Origin of the sequence: Spirillospora sp. CA-294931, from assembly GCF_050946795.1 — a bacterium.
Classification (GTDB): domain Bacteria; phylum Actinomycetota; class Actinomycetes; order Streptosporangiales; family Streptosporangiaceae; genus Spirillospora.
The window spans coordinates 4,629,088-4,641,635 of sequence record NZ_CP192006.1 but is presented as its reverse complement, the minus strand read 5'-3'; the positions used below and the strand labels follow the sequence as shown (position 1 = coordinate 4,641,635).

19 protein-coding genes and 1 pseudogene are annotated in these 12,548 nt (G+C 72.2%); 10 read left to right on the top strand and 10 right to left on the bottom strand.

The window, feature by feature from the left end:
- Positions 1 to 6: 6 nt before the first annotated feature.
- The 5 genes from ACQPY4_RS20835 to ACQPY4_RS20815 all read right to left on the bottom strand — a co-directional run bounded on the left by ACQPY4_RS20835 (position 7) and on the right by ACQPY4_RS20815 (position 3,473).
- Complete coding sequence (locus tag ACQPY4_RS20835; protein WP_433323028.1) at positions 7 to 576, bottom strand: hypothetical protein; 570 nt, start codon at positions 574 to 576, stop codon at positions 7 to 9.
- A 73-nt stretch (positions 577 to 649) separates the two neighbouring features.
- Complete coding sequence (locus ACQPY4_RS20830; RefSeq protein ID WP_433323026.1) at positions 650 to 1,231, bottom strand: DUF4865 family protein; 582 nt, start codon at positions 1,229 to 1,231, stop codon at positions 650 to 652.
- A gap of 15 nt (positions 1,232 to 1,246) precedes the next feature.
- Positions 1,247 to 1,801 carry a TetR/AcrR family transcriptional regulator gene (locus tag ACQPY4_RS20825; RefSeq protein WP_433323024.1) on the bottom strand — a complete coding sequence of 185 codons (555 nt, stop codon included), beginning with the start codon at positions 1,799 to 1,801 and terminating at the stop codon, positions 1,247 to 1,249.
- 32 nt (positions 1,802 to 1,833) lie between these two features.
- A complete protein-coding gene (locus ACQPY4_RS20820) occupies positions 1,834 to 3,069 on the bottom strand; it encodes an RNA polymerase sigma factor (protein ID WP_433323022.1) in 1,236 nt (411 codons plus the stop codon).
- Positions 3,066 to 3,473, bottom strand: coding sequence for a YciI family protein (locus ACQPY4_RS20815; protein ID WP_433323020.1), 408 nt, complete (start codon positions 3,471 to 3,473; stop codon positions 3,066 to 3,068). The genes ACQPY4_RS20820 and ACQPY4_RS20815 overlap by 4 nt, the downstream gene beginning before the upstream one ends.
- Positions 3,474 to 3,663: 190 nt before the next feature.
- On the opposite strand from ACQPY4_RS20815, the gene ACQPY4_RS20810 reads away from it, so the two are divergent.
- On the top strand, positions 3,664 to 4,002 hold the full coding sequence (locus tag ACQPY4_RS20810) for an ArsR/SmtB family transcription factor (protein ID WP_433323018.1): 339 nt from the start codon (positions 3,664 to 3,666) through the stop codon (positions 4,000 to 4,002).
- On the top strand, positions 3,999 to 4,661 hold the full coding sequence (locus tag ACQPY4_RS20805) for a cation transporter (protein WP_433323016.1): 663 nt from the start codon (positions 3,999 to 4,001) through the stop codon (positions 4,659 to 4,661). Before ACQPY4_RS20810 ends, ACQPY4_RS20805 begins: the two co-directional genes overlap by 4 nt.
- Before the next feature lie 9 nt (positions 4,662 to 4,670).
- Here the strand turns inward: ACQPY4_RS20805 and ACQPY4_RS20800 are convergent, their stop codons facing one another.
- Positions 4,671 to 5,264 carry a TetR/AcrR family transcriptional regulator gene (locus tag ACQPY4_RS20800; protein WP_433323014.1) on the bottom strand — a complete coding sequence of 198 codons (594 nt, stop codon included), beginning with the start codon at positions 5,262 to 5,264 and terminating at the stop codon, positions 4,671 to 4,673.
- Between the two features lie 103 nt (positions 5,265 to 5,367).
- Between ACQPY4_RS20800 and ACQPY4_RS20795 the strand changes: the two genes are divergently transcribed.
- The 4 genes and pseudogenes from ACQPY4_RS20795 to ACQPY4_RS20780 all read left to right on the top strand — a co-directional run.
- Positions 5,368 to 6,537, top strand: a complete 1,170-nt coding sequence (locus tag ACQPY4_RS20795) for an alkane 1-monooxygenase (protein ID WP_433323012.1) — start codon at positions 5,368 to 5,370, stop codon at positions 6,535 to 6,537.
- Positions 6,534 to 6,701: a rubredoxin gene (locus tag ACQPY4_RS20790; protein WP_433323010.1), complete on the top strand. Its 168-nt coding sequence runs from the start codon at positions 6,534 to 6,536 to the stop codon at positions 6,699 to 6,701. Before ACQPY4_RS20795 ends, ACQPY4_RS20790 begins: the two co-directional genes overlap by 4 nt.
- A 1-nt stretch (position 6,702) precedes the next feature.
- The gene (locus ACQPY4_RS20785) at positions 6,703 to 6,888 is read left to right on the top strand and encodes a rubredoxin (RefSeq protein WP_433323008.1); all 186 of its coding nucleotides are present in this window, start codon (positions 6,703 to 6,705) and stop codon (positions 6,886 to 6,888) included.
- Positions 6,889 to 6,969: 81 nt separating this feature from the next.
- Positions 6,970 to 7,074: pseudogene (locus ACQPY4_RS20780) on the top strand (hypothetical protein); the annotation flags it as partial.
- Positions 7,075 to 7,247: 173 nt separating this feature from the next.
- On the opposite strand, the gene ACQPY4_RS20775 reads toward ACQPY4_RS20780, so the two are convergent.
- The gene (locus tag ACQPY4_RS20775) at positions 7,248 to 7,613 is read right to left on the bottom strand and encodes a VOC family protein (protein ID WP_433323006.1); all 366 of its coding nucleotides are present in this window, start codon (positions 7,611 to 7,613) and stop codon (positions 7,248 to 7,250) included.
- A gap of 159 nt (positions 7,614 to 7,772) precedes the next feature.
- Between ACQPY4_RS20775 and ACQPY4_RS20770 the strand changes: the two genes are divergently transcribed.
- Positions 7,773 to 8,291, top strand: a complete 519-nt coding sequence (locus tag ACQPY4_RS20770) for a pyridoxamine 5'-phosphate oxidase family protein (RefSeq protein ID WP_433323004.1) — start codon at positions 7,773 to 7,775, stop codon at positions 8,289 to 8,291.
- A gap of 21 nt (positions 8,292 to 8,312) precedes the next feature.
- Here the strand turns inward: ACQPY4_RS20770 and ACQPY4_RS20765 are convergent, their stop codons facing one another.
- Positions 8,313 to 8,894 (bottom strand): TetR/AcrR family transcriptional regulator, encoded by a 582-nt coding sequence (locus tag ACQPY4_RS20765; RefSeq protein WP_433323002.1) that lies wholly within the window; start codon positions 8,892 to 8,894, stop codon positions 8,313 to 8,315.
- A gap of 59 nt (positions 8,895 to 8,953) precedes the next feature.
- Here ACQPY4_RS20765 and ACQPY4_RS20760 point away from each other — a divergent pair, with 59 nt between their 5' ends.
- The 3 genes from ACQPY4_RS20760 to ACQPY4_RS20750 all read left to right on the top strand — a co-directional run bounded on the left by ACQPY4_RS20760 (position 8,954) and on the right by ACQPY4_RS20750 (position 10,665).
- A complete protein-coding gene (locus ACQPY4_RS20760) occupies positions 8,954 to 9,382 on the top strand; it encodes a nuclear transport factor 2 family protein (RefSeq protein ID WP_433323000.1) in 429 nt (142 codons plus the stop codon).
- A complete protein-coding gene (locus tag ACQPY4_RS20755; protein WP_433322998.1) occupies positions 9,379 to 10,191 on the top strand; it encodes an NmrA family NAD(P)-binding protein in 813 nt (270 codons plus the stop codon). Before ACQPY4_RS20760 ends, ACQPY4_RS20755 begins: the two co-directional genes overlap by 4 nt.
- A 63-nt stretch (positions 10,192 to 10,254) precedes the next feature.
- Complete coding sequence (locus ACQPY4_RS20750) at positions 10,255 to 10,665, top strand: DUF6924 domain-containing protein (RefSeq protein WP_433322996.1); 411 nt, start codon at positions 10,255 to 10,257, stop codon at positions 10,663 to 10,665.
- 6 nt (positions 10,666 to 10,671) lie between these two features.
- Here the strand turns inward: ACQPY4_RS20750 and ACQPY4_RS20745 are convergent, their stop codons facing one another.
- Together ACQPY4_RS20745 and ACQPY4_RS20740 are read right to left on the bottom strand one after the other, a co-directional pair.
- Complete coding sequence (locus ACQPY4_RS20745) at positions 10,672 to 11,820, bottom strand: winged helix DNA-binding domain-containing protein (protein WP_433322994.1); 1,149 nt, start codon at positions 11,818 to 11,820, stop codon at positions 10,672 to 10,674.
- Positions 11,817 to 12,548: a TetR/AcrR family transcriptional regulator gene (locus tag ACQPY4_RS20740; protein WP_433322992.1), complete on the bottom strand. Its 732-nt coding sequence runs from the start codon at positions 12,546 to 12,548 to the stop codon at positions 11,817 to 11,819. Before ACQPY4_RS20740 ends, ACQPY4_RS20745 begins: the two co-directional genes overlap by 4 nt.

The window sequence follows — 12,548 nt, the reverse complement described above, 5'->3', positions numbered from 1 at the left end:
AAACGATCACGTGCGTCGTCGTCGCCGCAGGTAGTAGGCGACCGTCACGGCGCCCAGGAGCGGCCCCCACGCCAGCAGCGGGCCGTAGGAAAGGACGAACACCGCGAGCTTCCATCCCTCCAGGTACACGGTGGTCCCGTCGGGCGCGCGGAACTCGTTGTAGCTCAGCGCCGATCCGAAGGCCAGCACGGTGAGGGCCGCCGCGCCCAGCCCGGCGGGGATCACCGCGGCCAGCGTCGGCACCCGGCGCCCGCCGAGCAGCGGGATCCACCCGGGGAACACCTCGCCCCAGCGGCTGACCAGGCCGACGGTCAGGAAGGCCAGAGCCTCGGTGACGAGGGTCAAAAGGATCACGTACATCCACCCGGGGAACCACGTGGGCAGGTCTCCCTTCGAGTCGCCCTCGGAGTTCGCGAGCGGGCCGAGCGGGGCTCCGAAGCCGAGCGCGATCCGCCAGATGCCCGACGGCAGGACGACCAGTGTGGTGGCGTAGGCCGCCAGCGTGATCGCCCTGGGGACGCCCTCGGCGGGACGCCCGTGCAGACGCTGGAACAGGGAGGGAGTGGCGGTGCTCATGAAGGAGATTCAAGGCTCCGCGCCGCGCGCGCACCTCCCTCTGGAGCCTGATCCGAATCCCCCGTAAAGGGGATCACCAGCCGGGCAGGTCGGGCAGGTCGTCCATACCGGGCCGCGAGAGATGCAGCACCTCGTAGCGCTCGGTGGCGTCCTCGTCTTCGGGGACGGCGTCCTCCCACAGGACGAACCGCAGCAGCCGCCACTGGAAGGGATCGAACGCCAGCGCGGCCGTATGAACGCCGTCGCGACGGCGGAAGACGTCCAGGTCCCCGAGCTGCTCGTCCATCGGCAGGTCCGCCGGAAGCGGGGTGAGGCGGCGCGACGCGGCCCGCGGTGCGGCCGCGCGGGCCGGGCCCGCCACGGCGGCGACGCCCGTCCAGTGGTGGACGGCGGGACGCCCGAAGTCGCGGACGATGCCCTGGAAGCCGCCCCCGCCGACCAGGAACCGCGCCATCGCGCCGGGGTCGTTCCACAGGTAGAAGGGCGCGTACTGGTTCACCGGGGAGCCGCCGGCGCCGCGTTCGCGGATCGCGTAGGCCTTGAGCCCGAGGCCCGCGCGGTCGTCCAGGAGGTGGCCCCTGGCGGCGACCCGGTCGCGGATGCGGCCCATGTCATAGTCGGCGGGCAGGGTGATCTCGTACTGCTTGGCGTACATGGGGCCTTCCGCCGGTCACTGGGCGAGCAGGCCGAGGATGCCCTCCACGACCTGCTCGAACGGCTGGGTGGAGTCGGCGGCTCGGGCCAGGACATACCCGCCCTGGAGCGCGGCCACGACGGCCGACGCCGTGGTGTCCGGGTCGAGCGCCGCGTTGATCTCGCCCCGCTCGCGTCCCTCCGCCAGGATCGCGGCGAGGCGGCCGCGCAGCCAGGCGAGCGTCTCCTCGACCGGTGCCCGCAGCGCGGGGTCGGCCATGACGTCGGGGTCCTGGGTGAGGCGGCCGATCGGGCATCCCTTGAGGGCCTCGCGCTCGCGCCGCACATAGGCGGTGATCTTCTCCACGGCCGTCCCTGGCGCGTCGAGCTTGAGACTGACCTGGCCGCGCATCTCCTCGGCCGTGCGTGTGATGGCGGCCAGCGCCAGCGCGTGCTTGCCGTCGAAGTGGTGGTACATGCTGCCCTGGCCGACACCGGCGCGCTGCTGGATCGCCTTGGGGCTGGTGCCGACGTAGCCGCGCTCCCACAGCAGTTCGCGGGCGCTCTCGATGAGTTGGTCGGAGGTGCTCACCCGCCTCACTGTACCTACTGGTACGTACAGACTCAATCGAGGCGCGCCGCCCGGGTGTGCAGGTAGCGCCGCTGGGCGAAGCCGGTCGCGTGCCGCGCCGCCGTCAGATAGGCCGCGCGCGCGGCGGCGCGGTCGCCGGCCCGCTCCAGCAGATGGCCGCGCACGGCGTGCGGGCGATGGTCGCCGGTGAGGCGCCCGTCGGCCTCCAGCCCTTCGACCAGGGCGAGCCCCGAGAGCGGCCCCTTGACCATCGCCACGGCGACGGCGTGGTTGAGCGCCACCACGGGGTTGTCGGAGATCCGCATCAGCACCTCGTACAGCGCCAGGATCTGCGGCCAGTCGGTCGAGTCCGCGTCGGGAGCCTCGTCGTGCACCGCCGCGATCGCGGCCTGGAGCTGGTAGGGCCCGGTGGGGCCGCGGGGGAGCGCCTCGCCGAGGAGCGCGACGCCCTCGGCGATGGCGCTCGCGTCCCAGAGGGCGCGGTCCTGCTCGTCCATCGGCACCAGCGCGCCGTCCGGCCCGGTGCGGGCGGCGCGGCGGGCGTCGGTGAGCAGCATCAGCGCGAGCAGGCCCGTGACCTCGCCGTCGCCGGGCAGCAGGGCGCGCAGCACGCGCGCCAGCCGGATCGCCTCGGCCGCCAGCTCGGGCCGCTGGAGATCGGGCCCGTACGTGCTGGCATAGCCCTCGTTGAAGATCAGATAGAGGACGTGCAGGACGATGGCCAGCCGCTCGCGGCGCTCGGCGTCCGACGGCAGGCCGAACGGGACGCCGCTGTCCCTGATGCCCCGCTTGGCGCGGCTGATGCGCCGGGTCATGGTCGCTTCGGGCACCAGGAACGCCCGGGCGATCTCGGCCGTGGTCAGGCCGCCGACCGCCCGCAGCGTCAGGGCGATCTGGGAGGCGGGCGACAGCGCCGGATGGCAGCACAGGAACAGCAGGACGAGCGTGTCGTCGGCCCCCGAGACCGGGCGGTCGGCGGCGGGCGCGAGCCACTCGTCCGGCGGTGTCCAGCGGGCCACGGCGTCCTCGCGGCGGCGCCGGGCCTGCTCGGCGCGCAGCAGGTCGGTGAGCCGCCGCGCGGCGACCGTGATCAGCCAGGCGCGCGGGTCGTCCGGGACGCCGTCGCGGGGCCACCGCCCGGCGGCCGCCAGCAGCGCCTCCTGGGTGGCGTCCTCGGCCAGGTCGAAGTGACCGTAGCGGCGGACCACCGCGCCGAGGACCTGCGGCGCCAGGCGGCGCAGCAGATCCTCGTGCCCGGCGTGCGTCATGGCCGGGGCGGTTCCTCGTCCAGGGGGCGCACGTCCACGAACCAGTCCTCGACGGGCGCGTGGGCGGGGGCCGGGGCCCGGGTCACGCGCATCGCGATCTCGGTGGCCCGGTCGAAGCTCTCGCACTCGACGACCGTGTACCCGGCCAGCACCTCCTCGGTCTCGGGGTAGGGGCCGTCGGTCACCACGGGAGCGCCGTTCCTGAACTCGATCCGCCGGGCGTGGACGGGGGCGCTGAGCCCCCGGGCCTCGACGAACTCCCCGGACTCGACCAGCTCGTTGTTCCAGTCGCCCATGAAACGGTGCAGGGCCGCGACCTCCTCGGCCGTCCAGGCGTCGTCGGCCTTGCCGGTCAGGGCGTCGTACTCCCGCTGCGACCCGTACAGCATGATGATGTACTTCACGCTCCGTCCTCTCACCTCCCGGCGCCCGCTCGGCGCCGCTCATCGGAGACGTCGGAGCCGCTCGGCCGGTCCGGACATCGAGGCGCCCCCGTCTTCTCATTTTCCCAGAACGGCCCCGGCCGCCCGAAGAGGTTGATTGATTCCTATCTGGGACTATCATCGCGATATGGCGATTGATTCCGATTGTGGAATGACTTCACTGGACGGGCTGGCGCCCGCCGCGGCGCTGTTCCACTCGCTGGCCGATCCGGTGCGGCTCTCGATCGTGCAGCGGCTGGCGCGCGGGGAGGCCCGGGTCGTCGACCTGACGCGCGAGCTCGGCCTGGCGCAGTCGACGGTGTCCAAGCACCTGGCCTGCCTGCGCGGGTGCAGGCTGGTGAGCGCCCGGGCCGAGGGACGGCAGTCGTTCTACTCCATCGCCGCGCCCGAACTGCTCGACCTGCTGCGGTCGGCCGAACGGCTGCTGGCGGCGACCGACCGGGCCGTCGCCCTGTGCCCGACCTACGGCGTCGCCGCCGACCGGCCATGACCGCGCTGTCCGCAGGACACCGCGCGACTCTGGCGCGCCGGGTCCGTCTGCTCGTGACGGCCACGATCGCCTACAACGCGGTCGAGGCGGTCGTGGCGATCACCGCGGGGACCCTCGCGTCGTCGGGCGCCCTGGTCGCCTTCGGGCTTGACTCGGTGATCGAGGTGGCCTCGGCGGCCGCCGTCGCCTGGCAGTTCTCGGCCCGCGACCACGAGGCGGTCGAGCGCCGCGAGCGGACGGCACTGCGGATCATCGCCGTCTCGTTCTACGCGCTGGCCCTGTACGTCTCGGTGGACGCGGTCCGCGCGCTTCTCGGGGCGGGGGAGGCCGGGCACTCCTCGGTCGGTCTGGTCCTGGCGGCGGCAAGCCTGGTGATCATGCCGGTGCTCTCGCGCGCCCAGCGCCGGGCGGGCCGCGAGCTGGGCTCGGCCAGCGCGGTCGCCGACTCGCGGCAGACCCTGCTGTGCACCTACCTGTCGGCCGTGGTGCTGGCCGGGCTCGTGGTCAACGGCCTGTTCGGCTGGGCCTGGGCCGACCCGGTGGCGGCACTGGTGATCGCCGCGGTCGCCGTCAAGGAGGGGCGGGACGCCTGGCGGGGCGAGTCGTGCTGCGCCGTTCCCGCGTCGGGCCCCTCCTCCGGGTGCGCCTGCTGCACGTGACCCGTCGGCTCAGCGGTCGGTGAGCAGCACGATCCGCGCGACGATCCGGCCCAGGCGGCGCGCCGTCTCGGCGGCGGGCGCCACCGGCTGGACGATGTGGCTCACGGCCAGCCTGACCACGGTCTCGATCCCCAGCTCGCGCGACTCGGCGTCGATCTCGGGCCACGCCTCGGCCGCGTAGTCGAGCAGCATGGTGGTCGAGGTCGTCAGCAGCGGCTCCGAGCGCGTGGTCAGATGGACCAGCAGGTCGTCCTCGCCGCCCCGAGAGCTGGTCAGGACGCTCTTGAGCAGCGGGTTGTCGGCGGCCGCGTCCAGGGTGAACAGGATGGCCGCCTCGACCGCGGCCTGGAGGTCGTCGCGGTGCTCGTCCAGGCGCTCCTGGACGCCGACCAGGAACCGCTCGACCTCCCGGAGCACCAGGGCCTGGCCGATGGCCCGCTTGGTGCCGAACTCGGTGTAGACGGTCTGCCGGCTGACGCCCGCCGTGGTGGCGATGTGCGTCATGCGCAGCTTGTCCCAGCCGTTGGCGGTGACCAGGTCGTAGGTGGCGTCCAGCAGCCGCTCCCGGAGCAGCGACCGGACGGACTCTCGATAGCGCGTCATCGAAGGTCATCGTAACGACACCCGCCCGACTCTTGACAGTCCTTGGAGGAAATGTCTATTAATTGGACAGTTCTTTTAAAAATGTAAGGCAGGAGGTGGCGCGGTGACCGCGATCACGGCGGACGGCCCCGTCGAGGCGACCTGGCGCGACGGCAAGAAGTACCTCTGGCTGCTGGGGCTCTTCGTCCCGACCTTCCCCTTCCTGGCCTGGGCCCTGGCCGCGGCGACCGGCTGGGGCTTCTTCTGGTGGTCCGGCCTCGTGCTCCTCTTCGGCGTGTTCCCGGTCCTCGACCAGCTCGTCGGCAAGGACTCCGCCAACCCGCCCGACAGCCTCCTGGCCTGGCTGGAGGGCCAGCGCTACTACCGCTGGTGCACCTATCTGTTCCTGCCACTGCAATACGCGGGCCTGGGCATGGCCTGCTGGATGTGGGCCGAGGGCGGCCTGTCGGCGCTCGACAAGACCGGGCTGGCGCTCACCCTGGGCGCGGTCGGCGGCATCGGCATCAACACCGCCCACGAGCTGGGCCACAAGAAGGACTCGCTCGAACGCTGGCTCTCGAAGATCGCCCTCGCGCAGACGGCGTACGGCCACTTCTACATCGAGCACAACCGCGGTCACCACGTCCGGGTCGCCACCCCCGAAGACCCCGCCAGCTCCCGGATCGGGGAGAGCTTCTGGCGGTTCCTGCCCCGCTCGGTGTGGGGGAGCCTGAAGTCGGGCTGGCACCTGGAGAAGGCGCGCCTGGCCCGCTCGGGCAAAGGGCCCTGGACCGTCCGCAACGACGTCCTCAACGCCTGGGCCATGTCGGTCGCGCTGTTCGGCGTCCTCATCGCCGTCTTCGGCCCCGGCATCGTCCCCTATCTGCTCGTCCAGGCGGTTTTCGGCTTCTCGCTGCTGGAGGTCGTCAACTACCTGGAGCACTACGGCCTGCTGCGCCAGAAGAACGACAGGGGACGCTACGAGCGCTGCTCGCCCCAGCACAGCTGGAACAGCAACAACATCGCCTCGAACGTCCTGCTGTACCACCTCCAGCGGCACAGCGACCACCACGCCAACCCCACCCGGCGCTACCAGGCCCTCCGGCATTTCGGCGACGCGCCCGAACTGCCCTCCGGCTATGCCACCATGATCGTGCTCGCGTACGTCCCCCCGTTGTGGCGCCGTGTGATGGACCGACGGGTCCTGACCCACTACGACGGCGACATCACCCGTGCCAACATCCGGCCCGCCAAGCGCGCCAAGGTCCTGGCCAGGTACGGGAGCGCCGCATGAGCCGCTACGTCTGCCCGGTATGCGAGTACGCCTACGACGAGCGGGCGGGCGACCCGCGCGAGGGTTTCCCGGCGGGCACGGCCTGGAGCCAGGTGCCCGACGACTGGTGCTGCCCCGACTGCGGGGTGCGAGAGAAGATCGACTTCGAACCGGAGAAGGTGTGACATGGACGGCGACTTCAAGGTCTGGGAGTGCCTGGTCTGCGGTTTCGTCTACGACGAGGCCGAGGGCTGGCCGGACGAGGGCATCGCGCCCGGCACCCGCTGGAACGACATCCCCGACGACTGGTCGTGCCCCGACTGCGGCGCCGCCAAGGCCGACTTCGAGATGACCGAGATCACCCGTGCCTGACGGATGGTGATCGTGGACACCGGCGCCATCGGGTTCGAGCGGGCCAGGCTCAAGCCGTCCGCGAGCTGAGCCGAGCGCGCCATCGACCTGCGCACCGGCACGACCGTCACCGCGATCGACCGCGACCGCACGACCGTCGCCCTGGACGACGGCACCGAACTCGCCTACGACCGCCTGCTGCTGGCCACCGGCAGCAGGCCGCGCTCGCTGCCCAGGACCACCGGCCTGCCCGGCGTCGCCGAGCATCCCGACGCGCTGACCGGCGGACGGCACCGCGGCGAGCACTGGAACCACGCCCAGGAGCACGCCGCCGCCGCGCGCTCGATGCTGGGCCGGGGCCCTGCCCGGCCCGAGGGCCGTCAGTCCTGCTCGATGACCGACAGGAAGTTGCCCGCCGGGTCCTTGAACCAGGCGATGACCGGCCCGCCCTTGCGCATGATCCCCTTCTCGTCCACGCCGTCGAGCGCCTCGAAGCGCACCCCGCGCGAGGTGAGCTCGTCCACGGCGGCGTCGACGTCCTCGACGGGGAAGTTCAGGATGGTGAACGTCGCGGGGGTGTGGTCGGGCTTGGGGTAGACCAGCGTGTCGCGGTCGCCCCCGAGATGCAGGATCAGCATCCCGTTCTGCTCGGTGAGGTCGACGCCGAGCGTCCGGCCGTAGAACTCGCGCGCCGCCGGGATGTCGTCCACGGAGAATCCGCTGAAAGCCTTGCTGTTCCCGAGCATGAAGGTCCGCCTTCCGTCGTGTGCCGAATCGTTCCTCCCCATGCAGACCTCGGCGGGCGCGGGAACTCATCGGTCGTCCCGGCGACCGGACACGGCGATGAGTTCTGCGCCGCCGCGCCGTCTACCTCTCGACGGGATTCTCGCGATGGGAGATCAACGATGACCGAGCGCACACCCGTCGAGGCCGCCAACCTCGACATCTACGGGTCGGACGTGCTGCCGTGGAGCAGGCCGCGCGACCTGATGGCCACCAGCATGCCCACGGCCGACCTCCCGCTGTTCCTCGGGACGACCCGGCCGGACGGACGTCCGCACTCCGCCGGGGTCGGCGCCGTCTGGCATGAGGGCGACCTGTACTTCACCAGCGGCCCGGGGGCCCGCAAGGCCCGCAACCTGGCCGCCAACCCGGCCTGCACGATCTCGATGCGGCTGGAGGGGCTCGACCTGGTCCTGGACGGCACGGCGGAGCGGGTCACCGACCGCGCCGTCATCGAGGCCATCGTCGCGCTCTACCGGGAAGGCGGCTGGCCCGCCGAGCCGCACGAGGAGGGCCTGACGGCGCCCTTCAGCGCCCCGAGCGCCGGGCCGCCGCCCTGGCACCTCCACCGCTTCACCATCGACGCGGCCGTGGGCGTCGCCACGGCCGAACCCTACGGCGCGACCCGCTGGCGCTTCTGATCGGGAAACCTCCGCCCGCCCTCACCTCGCCAGCACGGACCGGCACAGCTCCTGGACCCCCGCGTGGAGCCGCTCGGCGCTCATGGCGTCGTGCTCGGTCGCGTGCAGGATCAGATCGCTGCGAATCGACGCCAGCAGGGCGTGCGCCAGATACGCGGCATGCTCGGGGCCCCGCGCCTCGGTGAGCAGCGCGGTCAGCTCACCGTGCCAGAGTCCGTAGGCGGCGTTCAGGTAGGGACTGGACGAGCCCTCGCGTTCCAGGGTGAGCATGAGAGGGCCGTTGGCGAGCTTGAAGTCGAGCAGCGCTGCCAGCAGCGCGGGCACCCGTTCGGCCGCCGGAGCGCCGGGCCCCAGCGGCGGGGGACCGGCCAGGATCTCCTCGCGCAGCCCGGCGGTCCGCTGCGAGACCAGGGCCAGGACGAGGCCGGTCCGATCGCTGAAATGGCCGAAGAGCGTCCCCTTGCCGATGCCGGCGGCGCGGGCGATGTCGGCCATGGTGACCTCGTCCGGGTCGGACGCGTCGCCGAACAGCCGGTCGGCCGCCGCCAGCGCGGCGGCCCGATTGCGCACCGCGTCGGCGCGCCGCTTCGGAACGGTGCTCACGACGGCCACACTAGTGCCCGGCTTGTAAATCGACCCCGGGTCGACTTAATGTACGGACCATGACACCGACACCCGCGGAGCGGGTCTTCAGGCACAGCCTGGACCTCCTGCTCGCCAAGGACATCGACGGATGGGTCGCCCTGTGGGCGGACGACGGCGTGTTCGAGTTCCCGTTCGCGCTTCCCGAAGGCACCCGCCGTCTGGAGGGCAGGGACGCCGTCCGCGCCTACATCGACGGCTACCCCGGCCACATCGACCTGCACCGGTTCGAGGACCTGGTGATCCACCAGACCACCGACCCGGAGGTCGTCGTGGCCGAGCTGCGCGGCGTCGGCCGCGCGGTCGCCACCGGCCGCCCCTACGACATGCCCTATGTCTGCGTGGTCACCGTGCGGGACGGCGAGATCGTCCGGTACCGCGACTACTGGAACGGTGCCCTGGTCGCCGACGCCTTCGAGGGCGGGCTTCCGATCGGCGCGCGGACATGATCCTGGTGACCGGTGCCACGGGCAACACCGGCGGGCGCGTCGCCGCCCGGCTGGCCGAGCGCGGCCTGGACGTTCGCACCGCGTCCCGCACCGGACCGACCGACGTCCGCTTCGACTGGGCCGACGAAAGCACCCACGCCAAGGCCCTGGAGAACGTGACCGCCGCTTACCTGGTCGCCCCGGTCGGCGTGCCCGACCCCCACGAGGTGATCTCGGACTTCGTGGACCGCGCCCTGGAGGCGGGCGTACGCAGGATCGTCCTGCTCTCCTCGTCGGCCATCGCCGAAGGCGACCCGGGCCTGGGCAAGGCGCACGTGGCCGTGCGTGAGCGCGTCCCCGAGTGGGCCGTGCTGCGCCCGTCCTGGTTCATGCAGAACTTCAGCGGAGAGCATTTCCACGCGGCGAGCATCGCGTCCGAATCGGCGATCTACACCGCCACCGGCGCGGGCCGCGTCGCCTTCGTCGACGCCGGCGACATCGCGGACGTCGCCGTCCACGCCCTGACCGATCCGACGCCGCACAACACCGACCATGTGATCACCGGTCCCGCCCCCCTCAGCTGCGACGAGGTGGCCGCCCAGATCTCAGAACGCCTGAATCGCAGGATCCGCCACATCTCCCTCGACGCGCGTTCGGCCCGGGCGCGTCTGGAGTCCGTGGGCTTCGCCCCCGGATTCGCCGCCCTGCTCGTCGACCTCGACCTCCGGATCGCCCAGGGCAGCGAAGACCGCACGACCACCACGGTCCTGGACGTCGCCGGCCACCGCCCCCGGTCCTTCGCCGCCCACCTGCGCGCCATCGGGAACTGACAGTGCCCGCCGCTACGGTGTGCACCGCTGGCTGACCGTTACCGCGCGCCTGTGGAGGTTCCGATGAAGACGCTGCCCACCGCCCACGCCCCGCTGGTCATCCGTACCGACTTCTCCGACGCGAGCCGGTGGGACGAGGCGGTGGCGGCGCTCACCGCGACGAACGAGGACGGATTCATGGCCGACGTCCAGATCGTGGATGACCCGGCCTTCCGCGATCTGCCCGCCGACCGGCTCCGGGAGTCGCTGCCCGAGGGATACGACATGGGGTTGTTCGGCGTGGTCGACGCGACGGCGCTGGCGTCGGCGGAGACGCCGGTGCTGGTCGTCGATCTCGGGGACGAGCCCGGCCGCACCCTTCGCGTCATCGCGACGGAGTACTGGGGCATCGAGAACAACGTGTCGCTGGGCAACATGGACTTCGCCGAGTTCGCCGAGTCGGTCGACCCGGACGGCGTCTTCCGTGGCTTCTGAGTCCGGTCAGGCGTGGCCGCCGACGGTGACGGTGCCGATGGTCATTTCCGGGCGGCCCTCCAGGATGTGGCCGACGCGTTCCACCTGGTCGTCCAGGTCGGCGCGCTGGGTGCGGGTGAGGGTGACCAGCGGCTCGACGGTGAGGGCCAGGCGGCGGCCGGAGCGGCGCTGGTGCCAGAGACCGGCGACCTCGCCGTCCACCAGGAGGATCTGGAAGTTGCCGGGCAGGACGCGGTCGGCCGCCTTGCCGGGGTAGAGCAGCGCGGGCGGCTGGTTGCCGACGCGGTAGGCGTAGCCGTCGAAGTAGGGAAGCAGCCGGACGCCCCGGGGCGGGCCGGAGGGTGCGGCGGTGTCGCCGGACCACACCCACTCGGGGTTTCCCTCGACGATGACCTGCTGGAGGTCGGCGTCCAGCGTGGTGAACAGCTCGGTCGCCCAGGACGCCGGGGCCGCCAGCCAGTGGGCGAAGCGCCGTGGCGTCGAGGGGCCGTAGGCGTGCAGGTAGGACCGCACGAGGAAGGCCAGGGCGGCGATGACCGGCTCCGGCCGAAGGTCACGGGGGGCGCGGTAGGTGACCTTGCGGCCGCGGTTGGGGCCGAAACACAGCAGCCCGCGCGTCCCGGCTTCGGGGAGGGCCTGGCGCCAGCGCGGCCACATTCCCTGGAAGGCGGGCATGACCAGGTCTCCGGCCCAGGGGCCGGCGCGCTCGACGACGGCGTCGCTCAGCTCGTCGATCGTCAGGTCGCCGCCGTCCTCCGCCAGGGCGGCGCCGATCGAGTCGATGACCCGCTCGGTCTGCTCGGGCGTCATCCGGATGCCGGGCGGGGCGGCGGCTCCCGGCATCGGTGGTACCGCCGACAGCCCGCCCACCCAGAGGCCCAGGTCGGCGGCGGGCAGCAGGTGGACGGTGCCGCGCGGCCCGAACGTCTTGACCAGGGTCCGGTCGGTCCACAGGGCCTCGCGGACGGCGGTGCGGGTGGCACCGTCGATCCGCAGCCCGACGGCCAGCTCGGCGGCCGACATCACCTGGGCGTGCGTGCCCGCCATGGCGGCGACGACCCCGGCGGGCGCGGCGTCCGGCGCGGGGGTCGCGAGCCCGTGCCGCTCCAGCCGTCGCGAGCGGACCTCGGCCCAGCTCAGGCGCGGCGCGTTCACCCGTTGAACCGGTCGGGCGGGAGCGCGCCGGCGATCCAGTCGAGGGTGCGGTCGAGGCCGTACCTGAAGCGGGCGTCGAAGTCCATGTGCGGTTGGCGGGCGTCCCTGACCACGCGTTCGAGCATCGGGTAGTCGCCGCTTTCCAGGAACTGTCTCACGAGCGGGTGGCTCTTGGCGGTCCACTCCTGCATGCTCATGCCGGTGCTCTCCAGCTGCTCGCGCCAGCCCACCTCGCCGCGGACGGCGCTCTCGACGTACCCGGTCAGAAGGCCGCTGAGGCTGAGGATCTCGTCGATGGGGATGCCGACGTCCAGGACCGAGAAGGTGAACTCCATGATCCGGATCTGGTTGGGGCCGAAGGAGGGCCCGCCGCGCCGGATGAACAGCAGCCACGAGTGGCGCCGCCACATGGCGCGCCAGCCGTGGCCCAGCAGCGCCAGGTCGTGGCGCCAGTCGCCGGTGGGCCGCTCGGGGTACTCGATCTCGCCGACGGTGTGGTCGATCATCAGCTCGATCAGATCGTCGCGGCTGGGCACGTAGCGGTACAGCGACATCGCGCCCGCGCCGATCTCGGCCGCGATGCGCCGCATGGACGCCGCCTCGATGCCCTCGGCGTCGGCGAGCCGGACGGCGGTCTCGGTGATCTGCGCGCGGCTGTAGGCGGGCTTGGGCCCCCGCGCCGGGCGGTCGGGCAGCAGCCAGATGTTGACGTTCTCGGCTTCGGTCAC

Excerpts from the sequence above, each read along its gene's own strand:
- ACQPY4_RS20750 (WP_433322996.1), top strand. The coding sequence starts at position 10,255 with ATGAAGACGCTGCCCACCGCCCACGCCCCGCTGGTCATCCGTACCGAC.
- ACQPY4_RS20835 (WP_433323028.1), bottom strand. The coding sequence starts at position 576 with ATGAGCACCGCCACTCCCTCCCTGTTCCAGCGTCTGCACGGGCGTCCC.
- ACQPY4_RS20785 (WP_433323008.1), top strand. The coding sequence starts at position 6,703 with ATGGACGGCGACTTCAAGGTCTGGGAGTGCCTGGTCTGCGGTTTCGTC.
- ACQPY4_RS20805 (WP_433323016.1), top strand. The coding sequence starts at position 3,999 with ATGACCGCGCTGTCCGCAGGACACCGCGCGACTCTGGCGCGCCGGGTC.
- ACQPY4_RS20775 (WP_433323006.1), bottom strand. The coding sequence starts at position 7,613 with ATGCTCGGGAACAGCAAGGCTTTCAGCGGATTCTCCGTGGACGACATC.
- ACQPY4_RS20760 (WP_433323000.1), top strand. The coding sequence starts at position 8,954 with ATGACACCGACACCCGCGGAGCGGGTCTTCAGGCACAGCCTGGACCTC.
- ACQPY4_RS20790 (WP_433323010.1), top strand. The coding sequence starts at position 6,534 with ATGAGCCGCTACGTCTGCCCGGTATGCGAGTACGCCTACGACGAGCGG.
- ACQPY4_RS20755 (WP_433322998.1), top strand. The coding sequence starts at position 9,379 with ATGATCCTGGTGACCGGTGCCACGGGCAACACCGGCGGGCGCGTCGCC.
- ACQPY4_RS20820 (WP_433323022.1), bottom strand. The coding sequence starts at position 3,069 with ATGACGCACGCCGGGCACGAGGATCTGCTGCGCCGCCTGGCGCCGCAG.
- ACQPY4_RS20800 (WP_433323014.1), bottom strand. The coding sequence starts at position 5,264 with ATGACGCGCTATCGAGAGTCCGTCCGGTCGCTGCTCCGGGAGCGGCTG.
- ACQPY4_RS20830 (WP_433323026.1), bottom strand. The coding sequence starts at position 1,231 with ATGTACGCCAAGCAGTACGAGATCACCCTGCCCGCCGACTATGACATG.
- ACQPY4_RS20810 (WP_433323018.1), top strand. The coding sequence starts at position 3,664 with ATGACTTCACTGGACGGGCTGGCGCCCGCCGCGGCGCTGTTCCACTCG.
- ACQPY4_RS20770 (WP_433323004.1), top strand. The coding sequence starts at position 7,773 with ATGACCGAGCGCACACCCGTCGAGGCCGCCAACCTCGACATCTACGGG.